The organism is Haloarcula sp. S1AR25-4, assembly GCF_031624555.1.
Lineage (GTDB): Archaea > Halobacteriota > Halobacteria > Halobacteriales > Haloarculaceae > Haloarcula > Haloarcula pellucida.
Window position 1 is genome coordinate 183,837 of record NZ_JAMQOR010000002.1, and the last position, 22,440, is coordinate 206,276.

22 protein-coding genes are annotated in these 22,440 nt (G+C 67.2%); 14 read left to right on the plus strand and 8 right to left on the minus strand.

Features of this window, described 5'->3' with window-relative positions:
* The first annotated feature begins 77 nt into the window (after nt 1-77).
* Nucleotides 78-1,517: a polysaccharide deacetylase family protein gene (locus NDI85_RS09610; RefSeq protein ID WP_310915630.1), complete on the plus strand. Its 1,440-nt coding sequence runs from the start codon at nt 78-80 to the stop codon at nt 1,515-1,517.
* Here the strand turns inward: NDI85_RS09610 and NDI85_RS09615 are convergent.
* Together NDI85_RS09615 and NDI85_RS09620 are read right to left on the minus strand one after the other, a co-directional pair.
* Nucleotides 1,514-3,763: an amino acid permease gene (locus NDI85_RS09615; protein ID WP_310915631.1), complete on the minus strand. Its 2,250-nt coding sequence runs from the start codon at nt 3,761-3,763 to the stop codon at nt 1,514-1,516. The two genes, NDI85_RS09610 and NDI85_RS09615, sit on opposite strands and share 4 nt — an antisense overlap.
* Nucleotides 3,760-4,194 carry a universal stress protein gene (locus tag NDI85_RS09620; RefSeq protein ID WP_188998656.1) on the minus strand — a complete coding sequence of 145 codons (435 nt, stop codon included), beginning with the start codon at nt 4,192-4,194 and terminating at the stop codon, nt 3,760-3,762. The genes NDI85_RS09615 and NDI85_RS09620 overlap by 4 nt, the downstream gene beginning before the upstream one ends.
* 189 nt (nt 4,195-4,383) lie before the next feature.
* Between NDI85_RS09620 and trkA the strand changes: the two genes are divergently transcribed.
* The 3 genes from trkA to NDI85_RS09635 are packed head-to-tail and all read left to right on the plus strand — an operon-like array spanning nt 4,384 to nt 7,678.
* Complete coding sequence (trkA, locus tag NDI85_RS09625; RefSeq protein ID WP_188998658.1) at nt 4,384-5,715, plus strand: Trk system potassium transporter TrkA; 1,332 nt, start codon at nt 4,384-4,386, stop codon at nt 5,713-5,715.
* Nucleotides 5,716-5,717: 2 nt separating this feature from the next.
* Nucleotides 5,718-7,289, plus strand: coding sequence for a TrkH family potassium uptake protein (locus NDI85_RS09630; protein WP_188998660.1), 1,572 nt, complete (start codon nt 5,718-5,720; stop codon nt 7,287-7,289).
* Nucleotides 7,290-7,333: 44 nt separating this feature from the next.
* Nucleotides 7,334-7,678 carry a hypothetical protein gene (locus NDI85_RS09635; RefSeq protein ID WP_310915632.1) on the plus strand — a complete coding sequence of 115 codons (345 nt, stop codon included), beginning with the start codon at nt 7,334-7,336 and terminating at the stop codon, nt 7,676-7,678.
* A gap of 5 nt (nt 7,679-7,683) precedes the next feature.
* Here the strand turns inward: NDI85_RS09635 and NDI85_RS09640 are convergent, their stop codons facing one another.
* Together NDI85_RS09640 and NDI85_RS09645 are read right to left on the minus strand one after the other, a co-directional pair.
* Nucleotides 7,684-9,219, minus strand: coding sequence for a TrkH family potassium uptake protein (locus NDI85_RS09640; RefSeq protein WP_310915633.1), 1,536 nt, complete (start codon nt 9,217-9,219; stop codon nt 7,684-7,686).
* A 287-nt stretch (nt 9,220-9,506) separates the two neighbouring features.
* Nucleotides 9,507-10,520, minus strand: a complete 1,014-nt coding sequence (locus NDI85_RS09645; RefSeq protein WP_188998669.1) for a phosphate uptake regulator PhoU — start codon at nt 10,518-10,520, stop codon at nt 9,507-9,509.
* Between the two features lie 192 nt (nt 10,521-10,712).
* On the opposite strand from NDI85_RS09645, the gene NDI85_RS09650 reads away from it, so the two are divergent.
* Nucleotides 10,713-11,621: a helix-turn-helix domain-containing protein gene (locus NDI85_RS09650; protein WP_310915634.1), complete on the plus strand. Its 909-nt coding sequence runs from the start codon at nt 10,713-10,715 to the stop codon at nt 11,619-11,621.
* A 28-nt stretch (nt 11,622-11,649) separates the two neighbouring features.
* Nucleotides 11,650-11,817 carry a hypothetical protein gene (locus NDI85_RS09655; protein ID WP_310915635.1) on the plus strand — a complete coding sequence of 56 codons (168 nt, stop codon included), beginning with the start codon at nt 11,650-11,652 and terminating at the stop codon, nt 11,815-11,817.
* 40 nt (nt 11,818-11,857) lie between these two features.
* On the opposite strand, the gene NDI85_RS09660 is transcribed toward NDI85_RS09655, so the two are convergent.
* The 4 genes from NDI85_RS09660 to NDI85_RS09675 are packed head-to-tail and all read right to left on the minus strand — an operon-like array spanning nt 11,858 to nt 15,328.
* Entirely contained in the window at nt 11,858-12,517 is a 660-nt protein-coding gene (locus NDI85_RS09660) for an acetyltransferase (protein WP_188998679.1), read from the minus strand.
* Between the two features lies 1 nt (nt 12,518).
* Nucleotides 12,519-13,514, minus strand: a complete 996-nt coding sequence (gene phnE, locus NDI85_RS09665) for a phosphonate ABC transporter, permease protein PhnE (protein ID WP_310915636.1) — start codon at nt 13,512-13,514, stop codon at nt 12,519-12,521.
* Complete coding sequence (locus tag NDI85_RS09670; protein ID WP_188998682.1) at nt 13,511-14,305, minus strand: phosphonate ABC transporter ATP-binding protein; 795 nt, start codon at nt 14,303-14,305, stop codon at nt 13,511-13,513. The genes phnE and NDI85_RS09670 overlap by 4 nt, the downstream gene beginning before the upstream one ends.
* Nucleotides 14,306-14,326: 21 nt before the next feature.
* Nucleotides 14,327-15,328 (minus strand): substrate-binding domain-containing protein, encoded by a 1,002-nt coding sequence (locus NDI85_RS09675; RefSeq protein WP_310915637.1) that lies wholly within the window; start codon nt 15,326-15,328, stop codon nt 14,327-14,329.
* 226 nt (nt 15,329-15,554) lie between these two features.
* On the opposite strand from NDI85_RS09675, the gene phnG reads away from it, so the two are divergent.
* The 8 genes from phnG to NDI85_RS09715 are packed head-to-tail and all read left to right on the plus strand — an operon-like array spanning nt 15,555 to nt 22,413.
* Nucleotides 15,555-15,998: a phosphonate C-P lyase system protein PhnG gene (gene phnG, locus NDI85_RS09680; protein WP_188998688.1), complete on the plus strand. Its 444-nt coding sequence runs from the start codon at nt 15,555-15,557 to the stop codon at nt 15,996-15,998.
* Nucleotides 15,995-16,582, plus strand: a complete 588-nt coding sequence (gene phnH / locus NDI85_RS09685) for a phosphonate C-P lyase system protein PhnH (RefSeq protein ID WP_310915638.1) — start codon at nt 15,995-15,997, stop codon at nt 16,580-16,582. The genes phnG and phnH overlap by 4 nt, the downstream gene beginning before the upstream one ends.
* Nucleotides 16,582-17,754, plus strand: a complete 1,173-nt coding sequence (locus NDI85_RS09690) for a carbon-phosphorus lyase complex subunit PhnI (RefSeq protein WP_310915639.1) — start codon at nt 16,582-16,584, stop codon at nt 17,752-17,754. The genes phnH and NDI85_RS09690 overlap by 1 nt, the downstream gene beginning before the upstream one ends.
* A complete protein-coding gene (locus NDI85_RS09695; protein WP_188998697.1) occupies nt 17,747-18,835 on the plus strand; it encodes an alpha-D-ribose 1-methylphosphonate 5-phosphate C-P-lyase PhnJ in 1,089 nt (362 codons plus the stop codon). The genes NDI85_RS09690 and NDI85_RS09695 overlap by 8 nt, the downstream gene beginning before the upstream one ends.
* A complete protein-coding gene (locus NDI85_RS09700; RefSeq protein WP_188998700.1) occupies nt 18,832-19,662 on the plus strand; it encodes an ATP-binding cassette domain-containing protein in 831 nt (276 codons plus the stop codon). The genes NDI85_RS09695 and NDI85_RS09700 overlap by 4 nt, the downstream gene beginning before the upstream one ends.
* Nucleotides 19,659-20,417 (plus strand): ATP-binding cassette domain-containing protein, encoded by a 759-nt coding sequence (locus NDI85_RS09705; RefSeq protein ID WP_310915641.1) that lies wholly within the window; start codon nt 19,659-19,661, stop codon nt 20,415-20,417. The genes NDI85_RS09700 and NDI85_RS09705 overlap by 4 nt, the downstream gene beginning before the upstream one ends.
* Nucleotides 20,414-21,598, plus strand: coding sequence for an alpha-D-ribose 1-methylphosphonate 5-triphosphate diphosphatase (locus NDI85_RS09710; protein ID WP_188998706.1), 1,185 nt, complete (start codon nt 20,414-20,416; stop codon nt 21,596-21,598). Before NDI85_RS09705 ends, NDI85_RS09710 begins: the two co-directional genes overlap by 4 nt.
* Entirely contained in the window at nt 21,595-22,413 is an 819-nt protein-coding gene (locus NDI85_RS09715; RefSeq protein WP_310915642.1) for a sugar phosphate isomerase/epimerase family protein, read from the plus strand. The genes NDI85_RS09710 and NDI85_RS09715 overlap by 4 nt, the downstream gene beginning before the upstream one ends.
* The last annotated feature ends 27 nt before the right edge of the window (nt 22,414-22,440 follow it).

The window sequence follows — 22,440 nt, forward strand, 5'->3', positions numbered from 1 at the left end:
TTTCCGTTGTATACACCTTGTATTATCGGGCGGCCGACAAAGCTCGCTATAACAATAGCTGACTCGCCACTAGTCGGATGCGAATGACCGACATCCCGCCGGTTTCTCGCCGAGCAGTACTAAAACACGGGGCCGTGGCCCTCGCGCTCGCGACCGGTGGTCGCGCCCTCGGGCGGGCACGCGCCCAGCAGCGCCACCCGTTGCTCACGACCGACTTCGAGAGTCCGAGCCGCTATGCCGACCCCGACGAACGCCTCGACGACTTCGAGGACGTAGACGCGTGGAGCGAGGACGAGGGGTCGCTGAGCGCGGACACGAACGAAGTGTACCGCGGGTCACAGTCCGCGAGGCTCTCGACGCCCGCGAACAGCGACGCGGACGCGCTCGCCATCAGCAGAGAGTTCGACGAGTTGGACCTCTCGGACCGCGACCTCTCTCTCGCGCTCCGTCTCGGGGACCCGGACACCGAGCAACTCGTCGTCGAGGTGGAAGACGACGAGGGCGACTACGTCGAGATGAACCGCCGGACCATCTCACCGACGTACGGCTGGTTCCGCATCGACCTCGGCGTCACCGACGAGACCGGCGACCCGGACCTCTCCTCGGTCGAGGAGATACGGATTCGCTTCAACCGGGACTCCGACGACCCGATGCTCGTCTGGCTGGACGACCTCGGGACGACGCCGCGGGTCGACGGCGGCCGTGTCGTCCTCACGTTCGACGACGGTGGCATCACACAGTATACGCGTGCGCTCCCGGTTCTGGAGTCGTTCGGGTTCCCCGCAGTCACGTGTGTCAACACGGGGCGAGTCGACAGAGACGACTACCTCGGCGAGTCCGAGATGCGCGAGATGCGGGCCGCTGGCTGGGAAATCGGGAGCCACACCGTCGACCACCGAGACCTCCCGGAACTCTCGAACGACGAAGCGAGGCGACAGGTCGCCGACGCCAAGCAGTGGCTCCTCGACCGCGGATTCGAGGTCGGGTCGGCGATATTCACGTACCCGTGGAGCGGCACCTCGCCGCGAATCCGTAGCATCGTCAGCGACCACCACTATCTGGCGTTCACCGACGGCAGTATGCCACACGGCGCCCGGTTGACCGGGCCGCTCACCGTGGGTCGCGTGTTCGGCGAGAACCGCGACCGGGTCGAGACGACGTTGGACCTCGCCGAGAAGTACGGGCAGACGGTCGTACTGGCCTACCATCAGGTCGGGGCGGGCGGCTGGATATCGGAGTCGGCCTTCCGGGAGACGATGAACGGCATCGCCGAACGAGGGCTCGACGTCATCAAACCGTCGACGCTGCTGACGGAGTTGCTCGACCCGCCGGTGACCGAAATCGAACCGCTATCGGTCCCCCGGGTCGTCGCCCGCGACGGCGACATCGAACTCGCCGACGTCCAGCGGGCCGTCCACTGGAACGAGCAGGACGCCTACGTCCCCCGGACGAACGGGGAGAAGATGGACGACGAGACGCTGGCAGAGATACTCGAGATGTGGGAGAACGGTCGTTAGAACAGCCGTTCCAGCAGGCCACGTTTGCGGTGTTTCTCCGCCATCAACACGGAACAGTCCACGTCGTCGACGAGGTCCATGACCACCGACCCGGAGACGAGGCGGCGTAACAGGCCTTCCTCGGTCGCCCCGACGAGCAACAGCGTGGCGTCCTCGGCGGCCGCCGCGATAGCCGACTCGACGTCGCCCTCCTCTACGCGTATCTCGGCGTCGGCGAGGCCGTGGTCCGCCGTCCACTCTTCGAGGAACGCCTCGGCCTCCTCGCGGCCGTCGTCGGTGACGTTGAGCACGGTCACCTCGGAGTCGTACTCGGCTTGGAGCATCTGTGCCACCGACGCCGAGAGGTCCGAGTCCGGGCCCCCGGCGGTCGGGAGGAGGATGCGCGAGGGGTCGAACCCGCGGTCACGCAGGACGAGGAAGTCACAGGGGACCGCCTCGGTGAGTTCGTCCATCGCGGACTCGGCGCGGCCGGGCGACCCGTGCGCGTCGGGCCCCCACCCCATCACGACGAGGTTTGCCGTGTGGGTCCGGGCCGCGTCGAAGATGGCCTCGAAGGACTTGTGCGAGATGATGGTGTGCGTCTCGACGTCGACGCCGAACGTCTCCGCGTCCTCGCGGGCGCGGTCTAAGAGCTGCTCGGAGGTCTCGTCTATCTCGTCGGCCCGTTCGGCGGCGCCGGCCAGCGCCGTCTGGTCGGGCACGGTGACGATGTGCGTGGCAACGACGGTGCCGCCGCGCTGTTTGGCCAGCGCGCTGGCCAGCGTGATGAGGTCCTTCTCGTGTTCGGGGTTGGCCAGCGGCACCATCACGCGGTACTGCCCGCCGTCCGGTTGGACGCCGGCGGCGGCGCTGACGGCCGCGTCGGGCAGTTCCTCCGAGCGCGAGAGGACGTGTTCCGAGAGGATGCCCTGTTTCTCGGTGCGGGTGCGGGCGTACAGGACGTACCACAGTATCGCCGCGCCAGCGATACCGAACGAGAGCAACAGCGCGTCCGTGGCGACGAACGCCAGCAGGGCGAACGAGAGCAGGCCGCCGAGAATCGGGAGCAGCGGGAACAGCGGGACGGTGAAGTCGGGGGCGTACTCCTTTGGGTTGACGTAGCGCATCACGAGGAGCGCCCCGTTGAGCAGGCCGTAGATGATGAGGTGGAGGCCCGAGGCAGCCCCGGAGAGCAACGTGATGTCGCCGACGACGATGAACAGCAGGATGAGGCCGCCCGTGATGCCGATAGCCCGGTAAGGTGTGCCGAACCGGGGATGAATCTCGTTGAGTGCCGGCGTGACGATGCGGTCACGGCCCATCGCGAAGTTGATGCGCGAGGACGCGAGGATGGAGGCGTTCGCCGAGGAGGCCGTGGCGAGGAGACCGCCGAACAGGAGCGCGCCGCCCATGGCGGCCCCCTGTAGGTACTGACCCACCTCGACGACGGCGATGGGGGCCGTCTCGCCGGGTGCGAGGTTCTCGTAGAGCCCCGCGATGAACCCCTGCGGGACGGCGGCGCTCATGATGACAAGCACCAGCGCGTAGATGACCGTCACGAGGACGACGCTCCCGATGACGGCCCGCGGGAGGTTCTTTCCGGGGTCCTGTATCTCCTCGGCGACGCTCGTGATCTGGACGAAGCCCAGATAGGAGACGAAGATGAGTCCCGTCGTCTCCAGCGTCGTCACGACGCTCCGAGCCTCCGGGAGGTTCTCGGGGGCGGCCCGAAGCGTGCCGAGCAACGTGAACACGGCGAGGATGGCCACCAGCAGGACGACGATGGCGTTCTGCAGGCGCCCCGTCTCCTTGGCGCCGACGTAGTTGATGAAGACGAACAGCGCCGCGCCGGCCAGCGCTACGAGTTTGACGGCGGACATGGACACCGGACCGACGCCGACGGTCCCGGAGAGGCCGAAGATACGGGCGATGTAGCGGCCGAACCCGACCATGTAGAACGCGCTCGCGAAGGCCAGTCCCAGCCAGTTGGCCCACCCGGCGACCGAGCCAAAGAGCGGCCCGAGCGCGTGGTTGACGTAGTAGTACGCCCCGCCCGACTTCGGCATCGCAGTTCCGAGTTCGCTGGCCGACAACGCCGTAAACATCGCGATGACGCCACCCAGCACGAACGCGACGGAGGCCATCGACCCGGCCTTGATGATGGCGTCGCCGGGGAGGACGAAGATGCCCGCTCCGATCATCGTCCCCACGCCGATGGTCAGCGCGGCCAGTGGTCCGAGGTCCTTCGCGAGTTCCTCGTCGCTCATGTCACGTCCTCGCTGTCCTCGCCGTCTTCGTCGGCCGGGAGGACGACGACCGGTCGGTCGTTCCTCGTCACCAGCCGCAGTGCGACGTCGCCCGTCACCATCTGGACGAGTCGGTTCCCACCGCGCGGGACGACGACGACGGCGGAGGCGTCGACGTCCTCGGCGGCGTCGAATATCGTCTCGACGACGTCGGTGCCGTAGTAGATGTCCGTCTCGACGTCGCCGAGGACAGCCCGTGCCGCCTCGAACATCTCCTCGGCCTCTAGCTCTCGCTGTTCGACCCCTGCCTTGTCCGGCGCGCCGCCGGCCTTCTCGACGACGTGGACGAAGACGGCCTCGCCGTAGGACTGTCGGGCGAGCGCGCGAGCGGACGTCTCGGCGTCGTCCTCGCTCGCGACGGGGACGACGACCCGTTCGAGCAGGTCAGCCATGGCACCGTCCCCCCGTGGCTCCCCCGTGCTGTCGGCGGTCTGACGACGTAACCGTGGCTGGCCAATACATATCCGGTTACAGTCGCGCACAACCCTTAACCCTCACGTCTGCCGGCAGTTCGAGAGATAGAAATACACTTCACGCGGCCGGCTGAACGGGTCGGGTATGCACGACGCGGAGGGTCGCAGATGTACGTCGTAATCGTCGGCGCCGGTGAGGTCGGGTCCGCCATCGCCGGGAGTCTGGCCGACACGCACGACGTCGCAGTCGTCGACATCGACGGCGACCGGGTCGAGGAACTCGTCTACGACGTCGACGTACTGGGCGTCGAGGGGGACGGCGCAGACCTCGAGACGCTGGCGGACGCGAACATCGAACGGGCCGACATCCTCATCGCCAGCACGGACGACGACGAGACGAACATCGTCACCTGTGGCACCGCCATGACGGTGACGGACACGTTCACCATCTCCCGGGTCAAGAGCGCGAAGTTCCTCCGGACGTGGGAGCAATCGGAGCGCGCCTTCGGCGTCGACCACATGGTCGCGACGAACCTGCTGACCGCAGAGGCGATTACGCGAGTCGTCGGACTGCCTGCCGCACAGGACGTGGAGACGTTCGCCGACGGCCTCGTCCAGATGGCCGAGTTCGAGATAGCCGAGACGAGCCCCGTCGCCGACCAGACCGTAGAGGAGGCCGACCGCTACGAGTCGCTGACGTTCGCGGCGATTCTGCGCGACGACGACGTCGTCATCCCGCGAGGAGAGACCGTACTCGAACCCGGCGACGACGTCATCGTCATCGGCAGTCAGGAGAGCGTCCACACCTTCGCCCACGAGATAGCCCCCGACGTCGACGGCGCCCGGAACGTCCTCGTCGTCGGCGGGAGCGACGTCGGATACCACACCGCCCGACTACTACAGGACCGCGGCCTGAAACCCCGACTCGTCGAACAGAACCACGAGCGCGCCCGCGAACTCGCGGAGGAACTGGAGGGGACCACGGTCTTAGAGAGCGACGCGACCGACCGGGAGTTCCTCGAGCGCGAACACGTCGCGGACGTAGACATCGTCGTCGCAGCGCTGGACAACGACGAGAAGAACCTGCTCGCGAGTTTGCTGGCGAAGCGCCTCGGAGCGAACCGTGCCGTCGCCGTCGTCGACTCCGGGGCGTACGTCCCGCTGTTCGAGGCGGTCGGCGTCGACGTAGCGGTCAACCCGCGCGAGGCGACCGCAGAGGAGATAACGCGGTTCACCCGCGAGCATCAGGCCGAGAACGTCGCCATCATCGAGTCCGACCGCGCCGAAGTACTGGAGATAGAAGTAGGACCAGAGAGCGTCCTCGCGGACCGCCCCATCCGAGAGTCCGTCGACGACCTCCCCGAGGGCGTCGTCATCGGCGCCATCACCAGAGACGGCGAACTCGTCATCCCGCGCGGTGACACTGTCATCCAGCAGGGCGACCACGTCGTCCTGTTCGTCGACGCCGAGTCACTCGACGCCGCCAGCACCGTCCTCTGACCATGCTCGGGGCGACGGCGCAGTCCCGCTCCCTCCGCGTCGACTGGCGAGCGGCGGTCTCGCTGGTCGGGAGCGTCGTGAAGTACCTCTCGGTGGCGATGCTCGCACCGATGCTGCTGGCGCTGTACTACGGCGAGGACGTCGGGGTCTTCGGCATCACTATCGTGCTGACGGTTTTCGCGGGCATCGCTCTCGAACGTCTCGATACCGACCCCGACCTCGGGGCTCGCGAGGCGTTCCTGATGGTGTCGCTGACGTGGCTCGCCGTGACCGTCGTCGGGGCGGTGCCGTACGTGCTGGCGGGGATGGGCACCGAGTCGACGCTCGCGAACCCCGTCAACGCCCTGTTCGAGTCCATGTCTGGCTTCACGACGACGGGAGCGACGGTCATGGGCAGTATCGGGTTCGAACGGCACTCGCACGCGCTGTTGCTCTGGCGGCAGTTGACCCAGTGGCTGGGCGGCATGGGTATCGTCGTCCTCGCTGTCGCCATCCTCCCGGAACTCTCCGTCGGGGGCGCGCAGTTGATGGACGCCGAGGCGCCCGGTCCCGGCATCGAAAAGCTCACGCCCCGTATCGCCGAGACGGCGCGAGCGCTGTGGCTGGCGTACCTCGGGTTCACCGTCCTCGAGTTCGTGCTCCTCTACGGCCTCCATCTGGCCGGGTTCGCCCCGAACATGGGGCTGTACAACGCCGTCGCCCACCCGCTGACGACGATGCCGACCGGCGGGTTCTCGCCGGCCGCCCGGTCCATCGAGGCGTTCTCTGCGGCGGTGCAGTGGGTCGTCATCCCGTTCATGGTCGTCGCCGGTACCAACTTCGCGCTCATCTGGCGGGCCACGCAGGGGAACCTCGACGTGTTCCACGAGGACAGCGAGTTCAGGTTCTACGCGGGCGTGATGGCCACGCTATCGGCCGTCATCGCGGGCCTGCTGTTCGCTGGTCTCGGTCCGGGCCTCGCATCGATTCCGGAGCAGGTCCTCCCCATCGACGGGAGTGCTGAGCGCTCGCTCCGGCACGCGACGTTTCAGGTCACCTCCATCGTCACGACGACGGGGTACGCCTCGATGGACTTCAACACGTGGAGTGACGCCACCAAGTACCTCCTCCTGTTCGGGATGTTCGTCGGCGGGTCCGCCGGGTCGACGGGCGGGGCGGTCAAGATGATCCGCTGGCTCGTCATCCTGAAGTCGCTCCGTCGGGAGCTATTCACGACGATTCACCCCGAGGCCGTCTCGCCGGTCCGGTTGGGCGGTCGCGTAATCGACGAGCGCGCGGTCCGTGGCATCTACGCCTTCACGCTGCTGTATCTGGTCCTCTTCTTCGTCAGCGTCGCAGTCGTCTTCTTCGACTGCGCCCGGGTCGGCTACTCGCTGTCCGTCCTCGAAGTGATGTCCGCCGTCGCCGCGACGCTCGGCAACGTCGGTCCCGGGTTCGGTGCCGTCGGCCCGATGAACGGGTACACGGACTTCGCGTGGACCAGTAAGGCGTACATGATATTCCTGATGTGGGCCGGTCGCCTGGAGATTCTCCCCGTGTTCGTCCTCCTGACTCGGGCCTACTGGCGTTCCTGATTCCTAGACAATACTTATTAGGAATGTAGTTTAATCATGACGTTGTGCTCGGGGCATCGTCGGTCTTCGAACTGTTAGCCGCGGATTACCGGCGACAGATACTCGTCACCCTCTGTGATTCGGAGCACATCGAGGTCCCTGATGCGATATTGATGCGGGGAGCCCGTCACGGCCAATCACCCGCGATGGCCACCAGTGGAACGACGGCGGACTCGACAGTGACCATCGAACTGTATCACACCCACCTCCCGAAACTGGCACAAGCAGGACTCATAGAGTGGGACCGTGACGCCGGCGTCGTCTCGCGAGGGCCGGAGTTCGAACAGATACGACCCATGATCTGCCTCCTCGCCGAGAACGAAGAGTGCGTCCCCGGCGACCTGGTCTGAGCGGATCAGCGCTGCCAGAACGACCGCGTGAACACGACCAGTACCGTGATGATTTCGAGTCGCCCGGCCCACATCAGGAGAATCATCACTACTTTCGTCGTATCGGGCAACATCAGGTACGACCCGAACGGCCCCAGTCGGCCGAAGGCCGGTCCGATGTTGCCGATGGCAGCCAGACTCGCACCGACTGCCTCCATCGGCGTGAGCGGGATGCCGACGCGAGTGGCGTCCAGCGCGATGAACACCGCCGCAAAGCCGAACACCAGCAGATAGAGGAGCGTGAACCCGACGACGCCCCGAATCGCCTCCTCGTCGACGACGACGTCGCCGAGTCTGACCGGCCGGACCGCGTCGGGGTGGCTCGCGTGGAACAGTTCCCGACGGAGCGTCTTCAGGACGATGAGCCAACGGACCACCTTGATGCCCCCGCCCGTGGACCCCGCAGAGCCACCCACGAACATCACGAGTAGCAGGACGAGTTGGCTGTGGACTTCCCACTGAGCGAAGTCGCTGGTAGCGTACCCGGTCGAGTTCATCAGCGACCCGACCTGAAACGCCGCCTGCCGCAGGGCGTTGGCGAACGCGCCCTCCGTGGTGCCACCGTTTGCGAGCGCCGGGGCCGCGCCCGAGAACAGGAGGCCGAACAGGACGGCGGTGAAGACGGCCGTCGCACCGGCGTACGCGCGGAACTCGGTGTCCTCGAAGACGGTGCGTACCTCGCCGTCGAACAGGTACCAGAACAGCGCGAAGTTGGTGCCGGCGACGACCATGAACGGGATGATGACCCACTGCACCGCCGCCGAGAACGCGGCGATGCTCGCCGGCTTCGTCGAGAAGCCACCGGTGGGGAGCGTCGAGAACGCGTGCGCGACCGAGTTGTACAGGTCCATGTTCGGCGCGTAGCCGGCCAGATGGAGGCCGTAGAGGAGGACTGCCAGCAGGACGGTGAACGCGAAGTACGCCTGCCAGAGGATTCGGGCCGTTTCGCTGATGCGTGGCGTGAGTTTCTCCAGCGTCGGCCCGGGTGCCTCCTCGCTGATGAGTTGGGCGCCGTTGACCGCCAGTTCGGGAAGGATGGCGACCATCAGGACGATGATACCCATCCCGCCCAGCCACTGGGTCACCTGCCGCCACATCATGATGGCGTGTGAGTGCCGGTCGGTCCCTATCTCGCCCATCACGGTCGCCCCCGTCGTCGAGAAGCCGGACATGGACTCGAACAGGGCGTTGACGGGGTCGGCGAGCGTCGAAGCGGTTCCCCACCCGGCCAGCACGTACGGCACCGCCCCGACGACGGCGACGACGAACCACGTGAGTGCGACGAAGAGGAGGGCTTCGCGCTCGCGGAGTTCCGTTCCGGGGTCCAGTTGCTCGACGGCCAGTCCGAGGAGGACGGTGCCGACGATGGAGACGCCGAAGACGCCGACGTCCTCGCCGTAGACCAGCGCGACGACGAGGGGAACGAGCATCGCCACCGAGAGGAACTTCACGACAGTCCCGGTGAGCGCGACGCTCTTGCGCCAGTCGACGACGGTGTTCATGCTGTCGTCTTTCGGGCAGCGATACGTCTTCTCACCGCGTCACTCGGGGCCGCCGATTCCACCGGGTAGCCCGCGAGGACGTCGGCGTAGCGGTGTCCGGGCATCCTTGCTACCGTTGGCTGGCGGGGCGACGGTATTAAAACCGTCAGACTCGAGTGCCCGATGGGATCGGTGTCTCGACTCCCGGTGTGTCGTCGTCGGAACCGGTCATACGGGCACCTAGTTCGTTACCGGACCGAGCGCACGCGCCGTGCGGTCGACTTGGAAGATAGCTACAGCAGTCCGTATCAGTCGTCCATCCCCTCACGAACCGTCTGCTGGATGGCGACCCCGGCGATGTTCATCCCGTACTCGGCTGTTCGTCGGATGCTGTCCAGCAGGAGGCCGACGACGTACGCTTCGGCCGGGTCGTCGTGGCTGTACAACTCGCGGTCCAGTTCCGTGAGGCCGTCGGCCAGTCGGTCCCGCTCGGCGAGGGCCGAGTGGGCGGCGTCGATACCGGCGTCGGCGAGGATGACGTCGGCGGCGTCGTCCACCACCTGCCGGGAACTGGCCGCGAGCGTCGAGAGGCGGTCGGCGAACGCCGCGGGGACGGCGGCCTCGGGGTCGATGACGAACTTCGCCATCTTCACCGCGTGGTCGGCGACGCGTTCGAACTGCCGACTGGCGTAGTAGTACTCGAACAGTTCGTCCCGGCCGTGGTCGAGTTTCTCCACTTCGTGGAGGTCGGTCAGCGCCCGGCGGAAGTGCCGGGTCACCATGGCGAACAGTTTGTCCGCCTCGCCGTCCCGGTCGACGACGCGCCGAGCGAGGCTCTCGTCGGCGTCGATAACGGAGTCGACGGCGTCCCGGTGCATCGAGAGCATCACCAATCGGAGACGCAGGGCCGACTTCCGGACGTCGACGTTCTGGGCGTCGATGAGGTTCGTCAGGCGGATGCGGGTGTCGCCGGCCTCCAGCAGTTCGAAGCCGGACAGTTCCGCGACGGTCTCTTCGACGAGGGCGCGCCGGGCTTTCCCGTGACCGGAGGTGTCCAGCAGCGTCACCGAATCGAAGCCGACGGCGTGCAGTGCGCGGATGCGCTGCCGGAGGGCGTTCTCCGAGTCGGTCGCCACGTCGACAGTGGTCGAACGCTCCGTGGCCGAGCGGTCCCTGCTCGCCTCGACCAGCAGCGAGCCGTCGCCGTTCGGATGTAGCGTGAGTACCGACCCGGACTCTATCCCGTGTTCGTTCGCCCACGTCTTCGGCAGCGAAACGGTGTAGGTCGTCCCCCCCGAGAGCTGGACCTTTCGCGTCTCCATGGGAGTCACTCTCCACACATCCCGTGTTAGGTTTTATATGAGTGGTACGTTCCGGTGTTGATCGGCATATATCGGTACGGCCCCGAACAGTGACGGGTTCGGGTAAACTCTCGTCCGGGAAGCCGGACTGCTATATAGCCGTCCAGACAGTCTGTGGGATACCCCTATTGGCCGCCTCTCGAATCGCCGAGTATGTCCCGCCAACCGTGGCAGCGACCGCTGGCCGCGACCCAGCAAGGACGCGACGCGACGCGCGTGCAAGTCGTCGAAGCGATAGACCGAACCGCGCCGGAGACGAAGGCCGATCTCGCGGCGACGGTGGGAATCTCCGAACAGTATCTCTCCGAGATTCTACAGGAACTGAAGAGCGAAGGCGTCGTCCAGAAGGGGTACGTCGTCGACGACGCCGCGGTGTACGCCGACGCGACGGGCATCTCCCGTCTCCACGGCGACACCGACGCCGAGCGAGAGAACGGTGAGACGCCGCCCAACGACCGCGGGCCGGCGGTCCTCGACCTACTCGAACGCCTCGAAGACGTCACGACCACGCAGTACGAAGCCGCCCGCGCGGCCTTCGAAGGCGAGGAGCCGGAGCGCTCGGCCGACACCCTGGAATCGCTGACCAACGAGCGGTACTTCGCCGTCATCGCGGAACTGAAGTCGTACACCCTGACGACGGACTGGCCGGGAAACCGAGTGGCTGCGGACCTCGCAACCATCGCCACCAACCTCGAGATCGTCGGGGACCGCGCCTGCTTCGTCGCCGACGTGGTGGGCGACCGGTCGCCGCCCGCGACGGGCGTCGTCGGGGAGCGACTCGCGGACATCTTCGAGGCGGGGGACCGAATCAACGACCACCTCTCGGCCATCCTCTTCGACTGTGACCTCACGGCCCACGAGGACCTGCGAGTGGCCGAGGAGGCGGTCCACCGGGACTTAGACGAACTGTTCGAACTCGTCACGGCCTACGACATGGAACTGTACGGCTACCTCGTGACGGTGACCCGAGCGCTGGAGCGGGCCATCTACTACTGGGTGGACGCCGCCGAACTGGCGGTGACGCTCCACTCCGGCGTCGAGCCCGACCACGTAATGATATAGCGCCGCGGCCTCAGGGCTCTATCTCGCCGTGTTCGAACGCTTCGACCAACTGCTCGGGGAACGTATCCGGCGAGAACACCGGAGCGAGAGCGGGAGGTGGTCCAGCGAGACGGACGGCCACGAGATTCACTACGAACACGAGTGCCCGTCGTGCGGTGCCGTCAGAGAGCACACGCTCACGCTGAACGAGGAGTGACTGTTCGGCGTTCTCGCGGACGTGGTGAAAGGCCGCGCCGTCAGTCCGCCGCTTCGACTGACTCGGGCGCGTAGGTGTCGAGAAACCGGTCGAGGTCACGGAACGCTGGCAGTCGGTCGGCGAGCGTCTCGTGGTCCCACTCCCACCACTCTGTCGCCTCGACGCGCCGAGCCACGTCCTCGGGGAACCGCCTGCGGATGGGTTCGGCTGGCACGCCCGCGACGACGGTGTAGGCGGGCACGTCGTGAGCGACGACCGCGCCGGCAGCGACGACGGCCCCGTTGCCGACGGTGACGCCGGGCAGGACGATAGCGCCGTGGCCTATCCACACGTCGTGACCGACCGCCACTTCTTGGCCGGCCCGCCACTCGAAGATAGAGTCGTCGTCCTCGCCCATGTCGTACATCCCGGCGCGGTAGGTGAAGTGATGGGCCGTCGGGCGGTCGATGGGGTGGTTGGTCGGGCCGAGACGGGCGCTGGCGGCGACGTTGCCGAACTTCCCGACCGTCGCGTAGTCCAGTTGCACCCGCTCCATCAAGTAGGTGTAGTCGCCGATGGCCGAGGCGTGCATGCGCGTGCCCCGCCTCACTTCGGTCCACTCGCCGAGTTCGCTCTCGGAGATGGTGACGGGGTCGTGCAGCGTGGGTTCGGGGCCCAACTCGCGGATGCGGTCGGGACCGTGGTCTTCGACGTAGACCATCCTACCGCCGCCCCGCGGTGGATTCGAGTATCTTCTTCGGCGCGTTCAGGAACGCCTCCAGCACGCCGCTCTGTTCGACTGCCTCGTCGTCGCGGAGGTACGACCGAATCCGCTGGCTCAGCAGTTCGACGGACCCGGCGAGCAGGAGGATGAGGATGATGCAGGCCATCATCTCCGTGTAGTTGAACGTCTTGCGCTGGATGTCCAGTTCCAGACCGAGGCCGCCAGCCCCGATGAGGCCGAGGCTGATGGCGACCCGGACGTTGTGTTCTAAGTCGAACGCTATCCACGCGATGAACTGGCGGAACACCTGACTCAGCATTCCGAAGGAGATGACCTGCGGTTTGTTCGCGCCGGTCGAGCGGATACCCTCGATGGGGCCGTCGGCTATCTCTTCGAGTTCGTCGGTGAACAGGCGACCGAGGTAGCCGGTGGTGTCTATCATAATGGCCAGCGTCGCCGTGAACGGACTGACGCCGCCCAGCGGGATGAGGATGAGTACCCACACCAGCGCCGGGATGGCGCGGATGAAGCTCATCGTCGCGCGAAAGAGGAAGTTGAAGGGGTAGGGAACGACCCGCTCGCTCGCCATCACGCCGAAGAAGAGCGCGCCCGGCAACCCGAGGACGGACCCGGCGAAGGCGATGGAGACGGTGACGAGCGAGGCCCGAAAGAGGTTCTCGGCGACGATGAACTGCCAGTACTGCCCGACGTCGACGAACGGAATCCCGTAGTACGTGGTCGGCGGGAAGTACTCGGTCAGGGCTTCGAGGAACTGGGGAATCTGCGTGACCAGTTCGACTATCGAGAAGCCGACCATGTAGAGGCTGAGGAAGAAGAACAGCACGCCGAAGACGAGGCCGACGAGCGTGTAGAGTCGCCGGAGCGTCGTCCGGCGTTTCATGTCCCGGAGCTTCTGCTCCGTCGGGGACTCGCCCAGCGAGGCGAAACCCAGATACTCCCTGAGGCCGCCGCCGTCAGCGGACTTCGAACTCACGCTTCGACCCTCTGACCGGGGGTATCGTTCTCGTCGCTCTTCTCCGCGCCGTCGCGCTGTTCGGCCAGGCCGACCGTCTCGACGCTGCCGTAGAGGTCGTCGATGAGCGCCGGGGTCAACTCGTCCGGTTCGACGTCGAACAGGAGGTGGCCGTCCCGCAGGCCAATGAACCGCTCGCCGAAGTGGGCCGCGATGTTGACTTGGTGGAGGCTCACCAGCGCCGTCACCTCGTGGACGCCGGCGGCTTTCTTCAAGTAGCCCATCACCGTCTCGGCGCTAGCCGGGTCGAGGCTGGCGACTGGTTCGTCGGCCAGCAGGAGCGAGGGGTCCTGAACGAGCGCGCGGGCGATGCCGACGCGCTGTTGCTGCCCCCCGCTCATCTGGGAGACGCGCTGGTGGGCCTCGTCCAGTAGCCCGACCGTCTGGAGGGCGTCGAGCGCCCGTTCCTTGTCCTCGCGGTGTTGCCACTGGAAGAGGCTCTCCAGTAGTCCGGTCCGCTCCAGCGAGCCGTTGAGCGCGTTCAGGTACGCCGAGACGCCCTCGACGAGGTTGTGCTGCTGGAATATCATTCCCACTTCGGGCTGTGATCCGACGAGGGGGTCCCCGTCGAGGTAGACGCCGCCGCTGGTCGGTTCGGTCAGGCCGTTGATGCAGCGAAGCATCGTCGACTTCCCGGCCCCGGACTCGCCCAGTAGGACGACGAACTCGTCCTCTATCTCGAAGGAGACGTCCTCGACGGCGGTCACGTCGCCGTACTCCTTGGTGAGGTTCTCGACTGTGAGTGTGCTCATGGGACTGAAATCTTCGCGTGGTTACTCGCCCAGTTCGATGCCGAGGGCATCGAGGCGCTTGATGACGGGTTGGTACTCCTTCATCGAGGTCTGAGCCAGCGTCGTGAAGGGCAGTTCCTCCTCGTCGTAGTCCTCGGGGTAGTACTGCTGGATGAGTCCCTTATCGGAGTTGCGCAGCACGGTCCCGATCTCGTCTTTCTTGTCGGATTTCCACGTTTTCCGGGCGTAGACCGGCTGTTTCGGGATGGGGAAGGACCACCAGAAGGGGCGGAACTTCGGCGACTCGGAGCCCATGGTGTCGAGGAACGAGCTCTTCTGGTCGACGCGGTCGGGAACTTCCGTTCCGCTCGGGATGTGCGCGATGCCGTTGCCGCCCCAAGTGGTCGCGGCGTCGGCCTCGCCGTTGCCGAGTTTCTCCAGCGCGACCTCGTGGTTCGACCAGCTACCCTCGAAGTCGACCGGGTCGCCGTCGGGGGCCTCGCCGACGTCCAGTCCGGCCTGCTTGAGCGCGTAGACGGCGAAGATGGACCCGCTCGTCGAGAGGCGGTCGGCGAAGGCCATCGTCTCGCCCTCGACGTCGGTTCGCTGCTGGATGTTCGAGTCGGGGTTGGTCAGCATCACCGAGAAGTAGAACGCGGACCCGCCCGTGACGGCCGTGCCGTAGACGTCCATGAGGTCCGGGTTCGAGATGAGCGTGATGTCGTCCATCCCGATTTCGGCCTGCTCGCTCTTCAGCGCCGGGCGAATCGCGGAGTAGTCCTGCGGGACCTGCGTCTCGACTTCGACGCCGTCCACCTCGCCCTCGATGAGGTTGTGCATCGGCTCGTAACGCCGACGGACGTCGGACGGGTTGTCCGGCGTGAGGAGCATCGTCACCGTCTCGGCTCCGTCGGAGGACCCCATCACGCTCGAACACCCGGCGAGGCCGGTCAGGGCCCCAGCGGCGACCCCGGATTTCACGAGGAACCCGCGTCGGCTCGTTTTCGACCCCGTACCGCCCGTCGCTGACACGCTGTCTGTCATCACTCGGTGCGTAGCAAAGGGGTCGAATAACAGTTGCCTGCGTAGAGTCCGGGCGGTCCGTATTTCGCGTCTGGACCACGCACTGAGAGGCAGCAGACGCTACCGAGTACAGACTAGTCCGTACCGAAAACGACGAGGGCGGGTTCGAGCACGGGGAGAACACGAACGATAGAGAGTACCCAGCGAACCCTTATGCGGCGGTTGTCGCTTGCTTTCGACCGAGTGCATGGTTGACCCACACGACCGTTCGGACCGATTCGAGTTGGTAGCCGCCTGCGAGGGCGCGACGCTCGCCCGGTTCGCCGACGACGTTCTGGAAGACGACCCGCCGCTGTCGGTGCGACAGGACCCGAAGCCGCAACTGCTGATGCAACGGGTGGTCGAACCGGTCGAGCGCCGCCCGTTCAACCTCGGCGAAGTCGTCGTCACGCCGGCGGAAGTGACGCTCGACGGCCACCGCGGCTTTGCGATGGTTCCCGGGAAAGCCGAACGCGCCGCGCTCTCGGGGGCCATCGTAGACGCCGCCGTCGCCGGGGGCCACCCGCTGACCGAGGACATCGTCGCGGAACTCCGCCGCGTCGCCGACCGGCACGAGCGAGAGCGCGCACGGGCGTGGGCCGAGAGCAAGCACACGACCGTCGACTTCGAGACGATGGAGGACGAGGAATGAGGGCGCTCGGCATCGACCCGGTCCACGAGACGCGCGAGACGTTCCGGGCGCTGCTGGACGCGATGAGTCGTCCGGGAACGGTCGAGTCGGTCCCCGAACCGGCCGACTACGCCGTCGTGGCGACGCTCGTAGACCACGAGGTGACCGTCGCCACCGACGACGAGACGCTACGCGAGGCGCTGTCGAGTCAGGGCCGCCTCGACGCGGCCCCGCCCGAGGAGGCGGACGTCGTCCACGCACGCGAGTCCCACGCGTTCGACGTCAGAGAGTGTACACGCGGCACGCTCGTCGAACCCAGCGGCGGCGCGACCGTCGTGTACGAGGCCGAGTGTGCGAGCGGTCGGAGCGAGGACCTGACACCGGTGACGCTCTTCGGCCCGGGCGTAGACGGGACGGCGACGCTCTCCGTCGGAGTGCCGCCGAGCGAACTCGACGCCCTCGCAACCGCCCAATCCGAGTATCCGCGCGGCGTCGACGCCGTCTTCGCGGCGGGCGACCGCGTCGCGGCGATTCCCCGCTCGGTGACGCTGACCGTGAGCGACGAGACGACTGCCGACGAGACGGCCGCCGAGGAGGTGGCCTGATGGGGTACGTCGCCGTCACCGCGGGCGAGGAGCTAATCGAGCGCGCCGAAGAACTGTTCGAGAAACAGCGAACGGCGGGCGATGGCGAGGACGTCGCCGTCGAACAGATAGACGAGCAGTTGGGCCGACTCACCTCGCAGGCGATGAGCGAGGCGGGATTGTACGCCCCCCGACTCGCGGCGCTCGCGGTCAAGCAGGCGCAGGGCGACACCGTCGAGGCGGCGTTCCTGCTTCGGGCCTACCGCTCGACGCTGGAGCGGTACGACGAGACCGAGCCGATAGCGCCCAGCGAGATGGTCGCCAGTCGGCGCGTCTCCCCGGCGTTCAAGGACGTCCCCGGCGGGCAGATTCTCGGGCCGACGAAGGACTACACCCAGCGACTGCTCGACTTCGACCTCCTGGAGGGCGACGCCGAGGACCCCACCGAGGAGTGGGACATCGAGGACGCGGGCGACCCCGAGGACCTGACCAACGTGATGGAACTCCTCCGCGAGGAGGGACTGGTCGCCGAACCCGACGAGGCCGGCGTCGAGGAGCCGACCGACACCACGCGAGAGCCGGTGACGCATCCGCCGGAGCGTGACGCGGTCCTGCAGGAACTCGCCCGCGGCGAGACGGGCGCGGTCACGGCGCTCGCTTACTCCGCGCTCCGGGGCTACGGACAGGTCCACCCGACGCTGGCGGAGGTCCGCATCGGCGAACTCCCCGTGCGAATCGAGCATCCCTACACCGGCGACGAGGTGACGGTCGCTCACGCGGAAGTCAGCGAGTCCGAGGCCGTCGTCCCCGTCTACGCCAAGCGCGAGGACCCGCAGTTCGCCTTCGGCTACGGCCTGACCTTCGGGCGCAACGAGCGCAAGGCCATCGGGATGACCATCTTGGACGCATCCATCCAACTCGACGGCGAGGACGAACCCGCCGAGAACCCCGAGTTCGTGCTGGACACCGTCGACGGGATGGACTCCTTCGGCTTCATCGAACACCTCAAACTGCCCCACTACGTCACCTTCCAGTCCATCCTCGACCGCATCCGCGCCATCCGCGAGCGGAAGGGGCTGAACGAGGACGGGCGCGTGTCCACGGAGGCCGACGACGAGGACAGCGAAGGCGATAGCGACGACCGGACCCCGGCGGCTGAGCCGCCGGTCGCGGAGGTGAGCGACGATGACTGACGAACGCACAGCCGACGACCCGGTTGCATCGACCGACGGCGGTACCACCGTCCCGACCGACTCCGTCGACGCCGTCCTCGATTCCTTGGACGGCGACGGGCTGTCGGGGTACAACTACGCGTACCTCGACGAACACACCAAGCGCGAGGTGCGCCGGGCGACGCTGAAAGCCGTCGCCGTCCCGGGCCATCAGGTGCCCTACGCCTCCCGGCCGATGCCGCTGGCCCGCGGGTGGGGGACCGGTGGGATACAGGCTTCACTGTCCTTACTCGGCCCCGACGAGACGTTCAAGGTCGTCGACCAGGGGGCCGACGAGAGCGTCAACGCGGCCAACATCCGCCGACTGGCCGAGAACACCGCCGACGTCGAGACGACGACGGACACCACCGAGGCCGGCGTCGTCCAGACTCGCCACCGCATTCCAGAGGAGGTGCTGACCGACGAGCAGATTCTGGTGTTGCAGGTGCCCATCACGGACCCGCTTCGGAAGGTCGATTCCTCGGACGCCGCTAACCGCCGCCGCCACGCCCACAAGAACTACGGGAAGATGTGGGTCCACCTCTACGAGAACGTCGTCGAGTGGGGCGAGATTAACATCGCCTCCCGGTACCCGACGATGGTCGCCGAGCGCTACCTGATGGACCCCTCGCCAATCCCGCGCTGGGACGTGCCCAAACTCGACGACGCCGAGAATCTGTACGTCTTCGCGGCCGGTCGCGAGGCCCGCATCTACGCGGTCCCGCCACACACCGACGTCGAACCGCTGGCCTTCGAGGACCGCGAGTTCACCGTCGAGCGGTTTCCCGACGCGGCCTGCCACGCCTGCGGGTCCACCGACACCTACCTCGTGGAGGTCTCGGAGGAGAGCGAGTCACCCCAGACGACGCGGGAGGAAGGGGGCGGCGAAGCCGCCGATAGCTCCTTCGAGACGCGCTACGCCTGTAACGATTCGAGTTTCTGTGAGAAGCGCCGTGAGGACTCCGATATCCCGAAAGATCACCACCTCGACCGCGAGGGCGTGGACTGGGGACCGGGGACGCCGGACAACGAGGAAGCCAGTTCGGGGGGTGCCGGCGAATGACGCTGCTCGACGCCGAGGGCCTCCGGACCGTCTACGGCGATGGCTGCGACCGGTGTCTCGACGCGACGGGCGACCGGGCGGGGACGAACCAGTGTCCCCACTGCGGGAGCGTCGTCGCCTGCGCCGAGGCCGACCTGACGGTGCGGGCGGGCGAGGTGCTGGGAATCGTCGGCGAGTCCGGGTCCGGCAAGTCCAGCCTCGCCGAGCAACTGGCTCTAGAGCGCGACCCCGACGCGGAGACGGACGGTGTAGTCCGCTACGCCGGCCACGAGGGGAACTTACTGGACGTTGACTACGAGACGCGCCACGACCTGCGGACCGGCGACATCGCCTTGGTCCACCAGCACATCCGCGACGGCCTCAACCCCGAATTCACGGGCGGCGGCAACGTCGCCGAGAAACTGCTCTCGGCCGGGTGGCGTTCCTTCGAGGACGTTCGCGCTCGCGTACGAGAGCTGTTCGAAGCCACGGAGATTCCGGTCGACCGGATGGACGATCCGACCAGCACCTACTCCGGTGGGATGCAGCGCCGCGTCCAGATTGCCCGCGCGCTGGCGAACGACCCCGAACTCGTCGTGCTGGACGAACCGACGACTGGGCTCGACGTGAGCGTGCAGGCCCGCGTCCTCGACATGTTCCGGCGCGTCCAGCGAGAGAAGGGCGTGGCCGCCGTCGTCGTCTCTCACGACCTCGGCGTCGTCCGGCTGCTCGCCGACCGGACGCTGGTGATGCGTCACGGCCGCGTCGTCGAATCGGGCCTCACCGACCGCGTAATGGAAGACCCGCACCACGAGTACACGCAGACCCTCATCAATTCAGTAATATGACAGTACTGTCCGTCGAAGGGCTCTCGAAGACCTTCGACATGCACGTCCTCGGCGACACGCAGGTCGTCGGACTCGACGACGTCTCGTTCGACGTCCGCGAGGGAGAGTTCCTCGCGGTCGTCGGAGAATCCGGCAGCGGCAAGTCCTCGCTGTTGAAGTGCCTCTACCGGACCTACGACCCGACCGGCGGCCGCATCGTCTACCACGGGGCGGACGAACTCGCTGACGGCGACGCCGGCGACGGCATCGACCTCGCCGCCTGCGACGACCGCGAGGTCATCGCCCTGCGCGATGCGACCATCGGCTACACGTCGCAGTTTCTAGACGAGATTCCGCGCGTCCCGGCCGTCGACGTGGTCGCTCGCCCGCTCCGCGAGCAGGGCGTTCCGGCCGAGGACGCACGCGGGGAGGCCCGCGAATTGCTCTCCCGACTCGACCTTCCCGAAGCACTCTGGGAGGCGTACCCGGCGACGTTCTCCGGCGGGGAGCGCCAGCGCGTCAATCTCGCGCAGGCGCTCTCGCCGAGACCGGCCCTCCTCCTGCTGGACGAACCGACCAGCGCGCTCGACCCGGAGACGCGGCAGGCCGCCATCGACCTCCTGCGGGAGTACGTCGGGGAAGACACCACCGTCGTCGGCGTCTTCCACAACACCGCGGTCATCGAAGCCGTCGCCGACCGCGTGGTGGTGCTGGACGACGGGAAGCTCCAGCGCGTCGTCCCGGTCGCCGATTTCGAAGGGGAGGTGGTCGGATGACGACCGCAGTGCCCGACGAGACGGCCGCCAACGGGAGCGTCGCGGTCGTGAACGGCCGCGTCGTCACGCCCGAGGCGGTGATCGAAGGTGGCGTCCGCGTCGAAGGCGACCGCATCGCCGCCGTCGGCGACGTGGACGCCGACGCCGCCGAGAGCGTGGTCGACGCCGCCGGGCGGTACGTCCTGCCGGGCCTCGTCGACCTCCACGGCGACGACATCGAGAGCCACCTCTTCCCCCGGTCGGGCGCGCGGATGGACATCTCGATGGCGCTGTCCTCGGCCGACCGGAGCAACGTCGCCGCCGGCATCACGACGAAGTTCCACGCCGTCTCCTTCGAACGGGACAGCTCGGCGAACCGCTCGCCGGAACTGGCGACCGACCTCACCGACGCCATCACCGACGCCGACCGACTGCTCGTCGACCACCGACTTCACGCCCGGTGTGAGGTCACGCAGGAGGCCTGCGTCGATGCCGTCTCGACGGTCGTCGAGAACGGCGACGCCGACCTCGTCTCGGTGATGAATCACGTCCCCGGCAAGGGGCAGTTCCAGGACGTCGAGGCGTTCCTGGAGTTCTACGAGGAGTCGGAGAACCACTCCGTCGAGGAGGCCGAAGCGATGATAGAGCAGCGAAGCGGCGTCTCCATGGCGACTATCCGCGAACGGGTCGGCCGCGTCGTCGAGGCGGCACACGAGGTGGGCGCGACGACGGCCTCCCACGACGACGAGGACCCCGCGGAAGTCGACCGCCTCGCCGCGGCCGGGGTCGACATCACCGAGTACCCCATCACGCTCGAAACGGCCGAACGCGCCACAGAGCGCGGGATGACTACCGCGATGGGCGCGCCGAACCTCGTTCGGGGCGAGAGCCAGTGGGGGAACCTCTCGACGGCCGACGCCATCGAGGCCGGCGTCGTCGATACGCTGGTCGCCGACTACCACCCGCCGTCGCTGCTGGCCGGCGCGTTCGTCGACACCGGCGAACCCCTGCCCGACCGCGTCCGGCGCGTCACCGCGAACCCGGCCGAGGCCGTCGGCTTCGACGACCGGGGCCGACTGGAAGCGGGCAAGCGCGCCGACCTCGTCGTCGTAGAGCGCGACCCGACGCCGACCGTCACGCGAGCGCTCGTCGGCGGCAGACGGGTGTATCGCGCCGACGGGACCGCGGAGGGGCGACGATGACGACGACGACCGACGCGCGTCTGGGCGCGGCGATGGACGTCCGCTTCGGCGCGACCGCCGAGGCGTTCCTCGACTACCTCACGGACCTCGGATTGGACCACGTCGAGTTCAAGCGGGAGTACCTCCACGGCCACCCCGACGCGCCGACGCCCGAGGACGTACGGGAACTGGCCGACCGCTACGGCGTCTCGGTCACCTATCACGCGCCGTTCCGCGACTGGAACCTCGGCAGTTTCAACGAGGAATCCCGGCGGGCGTCGGTCCGACAGGTCAAGCGGACCATCGACGACGCCGCTACCGCCGGGGCCGGGGCCGTCGTCGTCCACGGCGGATCCGTCCCTCGCCGCTACCCCGAGTGGGTCCGCTCGACCGCCCGCGAGAACGCGCGTCACTCGCTCGCCGAATGCGCCGAGTACGCCCACCTCGTCGGCGTCCCGCTCTGCCTGGAGAACCAGCCGAGAGACGAGTCGGAGTGCCGCTACACGACGACGCCGTCCGACCTCGAAGCGGTGCTCGCCGAGGTAGACGTGACCCCGGAGTACTTCGGCGTCACGCTGGACGTCGGCCACGCGACGGTCAACGACTGCGACTGGGGCGCGTTCGTCGAACGCTTCGGCGACCGCATCCGAGTCTGCCACCTCCACGACAACGACGGAACGGCGGACCTGCACGAACCGCTGACCGACTACGAACCGGTCGTCGAAGCCGTCCCCGCCGACTACTTCGTCTTCGAGACGAAATCCGTCGCTGACGTCGCCCGGTGCGTCGGTGCGGAACCGATCCCGATAGACAGCCGACTCACCAGCGATACCTGAGACACCCACCGACCGGGCGTTCGAGCA

What these genes read in the sequence shown, in the direction of transcription:
- NDI85_RS09610 (WP_310915630.1), top strand. Translation starts at nt 78, where the DNA reads ATGCGAATGACCGACATCCCGCCGGTTTCTCGCCGAGCAGTACTAAAA.
- NDI85_RS09615 (WP_310915631.1), bottom strand. Translation starts at nt 3,763, where the DNA reads ATGAGCGACGAGGAACTCGCGAAGGACCTCGGACCACTGGCCGCGCTG.
- NDI85_RS09620 (WP_188998656.1), bottom strand. Translation starts at nt 4,194, where the DNA reads ATGGCTGACCTGCTCGAACGGGTCGTCGTCCCCGTCGCGAGCGAGGAC.
- trkA (WP_188998658.1), top strand. Translation starts at nt 4,384, where the DNA reads ATGTACGTCGTAATCGTCGGCGCCGGTGAGGTCGGGTCCGCCATCGCC.
- NDI85_RS09630 (WP_188998660.1), top strand. Translation starts at nt 5,718, where the DNA reads ATGCTCGGGGCGACGGCGCAGTCCCGCTCCCTCCGCGTCGACTGGCGA.
- NDI85_RS09640 (WP_310915633.1), bottom strand. Translation starts at nt 9,219, where the DNA reads ATGAACACCGTCGTCGACTGGCGCAAGAGCGTCGCGCTCACCGGGACT.
- NDI85_RS09645 (WP_188998669.1), bottom strand. Translation starts at nt 10,520, where the DNA reads ATGGAGACGCGAAAGGTCCAGCTCTCGGGGGGGACGACCTACACCGTT.
- NDI85_RS09650 (WP_310915634.1), top strand. Translation starts at nt 10,713, where the DNA reads ATGTCCCGCCAACCGTGGCAGCGACCGCTGGCCGCGACCCAGCAAGGA.
- NDI85_RS09660 (WP_188998679.1), bottom strand. Translation starts at nt 12,517, where the DNA reads ATGGTCTACGTCGAAGACCACGGTCCCGACCGCATCCGCGAGTTGGGC.
- NDI85_RS09670 (WP_188998682.1), bottom strand. Translation starts at nt 14,305, where the DNA reads ATGAGCACACTCACAGTCGAGAACCTCACCAAGGAGTACGGCGACGTG.
- NDI85_RS09675 (WP_310915637.1), bottom strand. Translation starts at nt 15,328, where the DNA reads ATGACAGACAGCGTGTCAGCGACGGGCGGTACGGGGTCGAAAACGAGC.
- phnG (WP_188998688.1), top strand. Translation starts at nt 15,555, where the DNA reads ATGGTTGACCCACACGACCGTTCGGACCGATTCGAGTTGGTAGCCGCC.
- phnH (WP_310915638.1), top strand. Translation starts at nt 15,995, where the DNA reads ATGAGGGCGCTCGGCATCGACCCGGTCCACGAGACGCGCGAGACGTTC.
- NDI85_RS09690 (WP_310915639.1), top strand. Translation starts at nt 16,582, where the DNA reads ATGGGGTACGTCGCCGTCACCGCGGGCGAGGAGCTAATCGAGCGCGCC.
- NDI85_RS09695 (WP_188998697.1), top strand. Translation starts at nt 17,747, where the DNA reads ATGACTGACGAACGCACAGCCGACGACCCGGTTGCATCGACCGACGGC.
- NDI85_RS09700 (WP_188998700.1), top strand. Translation starts at nt 18,832, where the DNA reads ATGACGCTGCTCGACGCCGAGGGCCTCCGGACCGTCTACGGCGATGGC.
- NDI85_RS09705 (WP_310915641.1), top strand. Translation starts at nt 19,659, where the DNA reads ATGACAGTACTGTCCGTCGAAGGGCTCTCGAAGACCTTCGACATGCAC.
- NDI85_RS09710 (WP_188998706.1), top strand. Translation starts at nt 20,414, where the DNA reads ATGACGACCGCAGTGCCCGACGAGACGGCCGCCAACGGGAGCGTCGCG.
- NDI85_RS09715 (WP_310915642.1), top strand. Translation starts at nt 21,595, where the DNA reads ATGACGACGACGACCGACGCGCGTCTGGGCGCGGCGATGGACGTCCGC.